Source organism: Moorena sp. SIO3I6, from assembly GCF_010672095.1.
This window is the reverse complement of record NZ_JAAHHU010000372.1, coordinates 1-4176: the sequence shown is the minus strand read 5'-3', so window position 1 is coordinate 4176 and position 4176 is coordinate 1. Positions and strand designations below refer to the sequence as shown.

Genomic DNA, 4176 nt, shown 5'->3' with positions numbered 1-4176 from the left:
AAACTTCCGGGTTTTAAAAAACGATTGGAGTGGTTTATTCAACATCGCCCTGATCTCAAACGCAATGTTGCTTGTATGGAAACTAAGGGAGTAGGCGCAAAGCGGATGCTTGCTCTATGTTATATGAATGTTGGAAAAGTGCTAGAAAGTGATAAATTCCGCCGCATTCTGAGCAAGTTGTTGGATGAAAATGAGTTTTTAAGTGACTATGGTATCCGAGCCATTTCTAAGTTTCATAAGGATAATCCTTATCGATTTTATGTCAATGATCACGAACATCGTGTAGACTACGAACCGGCTGAATCTAGTAATGGGTTATTTGGGGGAAATTCTAACTGGCGTGGTCCAATTTGGATGCCCCTTAACTATCTGTTAATTGAATCCTTACAAACGTTCCATTACTATTTAGGAGATACGTTTAAAGTGGAATGCCCGACAGGGTCAGGTAATCTGATGACCCTTGGAGAAGTTTCTGTAGAACTATCCCGACGTCTGATTCGGATTTTCCAGAAAAATCAATCCAGTCATCGTCCTATTTATGGCAAAATAAATGAATTTAAAACTGATCAGAATTGGCACAATTTAATTTTATTCTATGAATATTTCCATGGCGATAGCGGCTTAGGAGTTGGAGCAAGCCACCAAACTGGTTGGACTGGATTAATTGCCAAACTGATCCAACAATGTGCTGACTATAGTGCGTAAGGATATGCGCTGCGCGCACGGCTCGCTGAATGCTTACCTATTACCTATTACCCAAAAAATATTCGACTATAAACACTACCGCGCACCACTTGACATGATATGATTCACTGAAACTTTGGTATTGTCAACTTATATGTCAAGTTTCATTGCTAAAATAACAGATTGGTTGAATAGGATTCCAGGGCGTGGTTACTTATTGATCGCTATCCTGATTTTTGCAGCAGCTAATTCGGTCATTCGTAAGCTGACTGACCTGGGTGCAGAGAATTTAATTGATGGTAGAAATCCTATTTCGTTCTGTAATGTTTTGTTTGTTGGCAATCTCTGCGCGTTGCTAGGGTTGATTGGTATTTATGGACGACAGTGGAATTTTCGGTCTATAAGACAACTATCTGGAACAGATTGGTTAGGGTTACTGGGTGTTGCAGTTTTGTCAGGAGCACTGGCACCATCTCTGATATTTATCGCTCTTGAGCGCACTGCTGTTAATAATGTAGTGCTAATTGGACGCATTGAGCCTCCTCTTGCTTTGGCTTTGTCAGTTTTACTTCTAAAAGAACGGGTAAATCGTTGGGTGATAGCTGGTGCGATTATTTCATTTATTGGTGTAATCCTGACTATTGCGCTTCAGCCTCCCCAGGAAAACATGATTAATATGCCGGGAGGTTTTAGGATTGGTGTCGGTGAATTGATGGCAGCAGTAGGAGCGATCGCATTAGCAATTTCTACGATTATTAGTAAAGTGAAGCTGCGCCAAATCCCTCTGGGAATCTTTACAGTCTTCAGAACTGCTACAGGTACGGTCATTTTCTTTGTTGTGGTGATTAAGTTATTTGGAGTAGGTCACTTTATGGATGCTTTCTCACCCTTTGTCTGGCAATGGATGATACTCTATGGGGCTGTGATTGTGGTAGGGGGTCAACTCTGTTGGTTTAAGGGTTTGAAGACTACTAGCGCATCCGATGTTTCTCTGGCCAGTTCCTTTAGTCCGGTAGCGGGCATTTTAGCAGCTTACTTGATTCTCTCAGAAGTACCAACAATAGCTCAGTATATTGGGGGTGCTGTAATTATTTGTGGCATTGTCCTAAATCAAATTGGTATTGCTCGCAAACTTCCTAAAACTGATACTCTAATTGTGAGAGAATCGACGAAAGAAATGGAAGTTGGGTTTAAAGGCGTATAAATTATGGTAATGAATACAAAATTATATACCAAAGGGAACAGGGAACAGGGAACAGGGAACAGGGAACAAAATTATCACAATTCATTTAGGATTGCTATAGGTTAATAAAAACCAAATTACAACCTTGAATTAAACGCTAAATTAAACGTTATTAAACCTTAAATATGGGGAATTTTAAACCTTGAATTACATCAGCATCACCACAGATCGATTGGAACTTATTGCCGGTACACCAGAACTGGTGCAATCAGAAATGACTCCCTCACGGTTTACTGCTTTAATTGATGCTCACATTCCAAAAGCTTGGCCCCCAGAAGGCTATCATGCTGGCACTATGGAATTGACTGCACAACGGTTAAGGGAGGGCTCGGATCAGATTGGTTGGTGGTGCTGGTATTTTGTTCTTCTAGACAACAGCAAAAATGAACGAGTATTAATCGGTATTGGTGGTTTTAAGGGACAAGCTACCCGGGATGGTATGGTAGAAATCGGCTATTCTGTGCTACCAGAGTTTCAAAGGTTTGGATACGCTACGGAAGCAGTTAATGCACTGATTAGTTGGGCATTTTCCCATGTCACAATTGAGGTAGTGATAGCAGAGACGTTACCGGAATTGATTCCATCTATCCGAGTTTTGGAAAAAAATGGATTTATTAAGATTGCTGGAGGGTCTGAACCTGGAGTGATTAAATTTATGCGATCGCGTCATGGTTTGGTAAATCTTTAGAAGTATTAACATGCTTATGTTAATAGTTATAGAGTAAGCTATCAGCTTATGCGCTACGCGCACGCTTGGCCTTGGCCGTTGGCCACGCTACGCGAATGGCCACGCTTCGCGAACGCGAACAGCTATCAGCTATCAGCTAATGGGCTACGTGCATGGTACTTGAGGTGCCAAAGGCCAAGGCTTGACCGCTCACAACTGACTACTAAACACTGACTACTGACTACTGATGGCTGACGGCTGAATGCTTACGTTATAGAGATGTCAGTATGGAGATGTCACTATGGAGATATCGGCCAAATTTGCTGAAAGAGTTACCGAGCGCTTGATGGCTGGGATATTAACGTTTCCTGATTGGAAAGCTTGGGTAATTGTAGTTATCTTAATTATGATCTATGGTTTAATTGCTTTACCGATTGGTTTACGTAATGGCTTTCTGCAACTAGATCAAAACTTACTTACTATTGATCAATCCCCATTATCCCCCTTATCAAAAGAAACTGATCATGATACCTCATTATCCCCTTTATTGAGGGAAACTGATGTAAGTGCTGTTAATGTCAAAACCTCTTGGCATCCAGTACTAAAGATTATGATAACTGCTCTGTTTACCCCAGCAATAGCTGAGGAGACATTTTTCCGGGTTTTATTATTACCTCATCCCTCAGAAAACCCTTCCTTAATTTCACTATTCGCTTGGTCTACAGTCAGTTTAGTCATTTTTGTTATTTATCATCCGCTGAATGCTATCACCTTCTATCCGGCGGCACGGGAAACATTTTTTAAACCTATTTTTATATTTCTAGCTACGCTTTTGGGAATTATTTGTACTATTGCTTATATTCAAAGTGGCTCGATCTGGACAGCTGTCTTCATTCACTGGTTGTTTGTTGTGATCTGGCTGATTGGCTTGGGTGGCAAGAAGAGACTTTTGTAACTTAAGCTATCAGCTATCAGCTATCAGCTATCAGCTATCAGCTATCAGCTATCAGCTATCAGCTATCAGCTATCAGCGCTTTTCATAACTATGAGGTACACAGGTTTTTTTCCCTACTCCCTGCTCCCTACTCCCTACTCCCTGCTCCCTGTTCCCTTTGCTATAGCACTGACGCACTCAGGACTTAGAGAAATTCCATGAACACTGAACTATTTGCGATTATTGCCCTATTTATCCTCGGCTTTGGTTTAATTTCTGGGCGCATTGAGAAAAGTATAATTACTCCACCGATGGCTTTTGTTACCTTTGGACTTTTATTGAGTCCGCAATTGTTGGGTTTATTGAATCTGGAGGTAGAGCATGAGCTTGTTCGGATAATTGCTGAATTTACCTTGATTCTGGTTTTATTCACTGATGCTTCTCGGATTAATCTTAAACTGTTGCGTCGAGACTACAATTTACCGGTACGTTTGTTAGGTATTGGTCTACCGCTGCTGAGGACCCCCAGCACGACCTTCCTGCCTGAGTTTCTATATCGCCTGAGTTTCCCTGGCAAATTTGGCCTGGCTAATGGTACTGAGTTGGGAACACCCCCTGAACCGATAATTACCAAAATGAAATGGAACT

General features: G+C 41.4%; 4 protein-coding genes and 2 pseudogenes. All 6 read left to right on the top strand.

Annotation, left to right across the window (positions count from 1 at the left end; all coding sequences use genetic code 11):
* Positions 1–705, top strand: a pseudogene (locus F6K49_RS36275) (glucosidase); the annotation flags it as partial.
* Between the two features lie 133 nt (positions 706–838).
* Positions 839–1888: a DMT family transporter gene (locus F6K49_RS36270; RefSeq protein ID WP_293104611.1), complete on the top strand. Its 1050-nt coding sequence runs from the start codon at positions 839–841 to the stop codon at positions 1886–1888.
* A 181-nt stretch (positions 1889–2069) separates the two neighbouring features.
* Positions 2070–2615, top strand: coding sequence for a GNAT family N-acetyltransferase (locus F6K49_RS36265; protein ID WP_293104608.1), 546 nt, complete (start codon positions 2070–2072; stop codon positions 2613–2615).
* A 48-nt stretch (positions 2616–2663) separates the two neighbouring features.
* A complete protein-coding gene (locus F6K49_RS36260; protein WP_293055420.1) occupies positions 2664–2828 on the top strand; it encodes a hypothetical protein in 165 nt (54 codons plus the stop codon).
* Between the two features lie 67 nt (positions 2829–2895).
* On the top strand, positions 2896–3549 hold the full coding sequence (locus F6K49_RS36255; RefSeq protein ID WP_293072539.1) for a CPBP family glutamic-type intramembrane protease: 654 nt from the start codon (positions 2896–2898) through the stop codon (positions 3547–3549).
* A 197-nt stretch (positions 3550–3746) separates the two neighbouring features.
* Positions 3747–4176, top strand: a pseudogene (locus tag F6K49_RS36250) (hypothetical protein); the annotation flags it as partial.

Bases quoted from the DNA above. Each gene is read 5' to 3' on its own strand.
- F6K49_RS36255 (WP_293072539.1), top strand. From the start codon at position 2,896: ATGGAGATATCGGCCAAATTTGCTGAAAGAGTTACCGAGCGCTTGATG.
- F6K49_RS36260 (WP_293055420.1), top strand. From the start codon at position 2,664: ATGCGCTACGCGCACGCTTGGCCTTGGCCGTTGGCCACGCTACGCGAA.
- F6K49_RS36270 (WP_293104611.1), top strand. From the start codon at position 839: ATGTCAAGTTTCATTGCTAAAATAACAGATTGGTTGAATAGGATTCCA.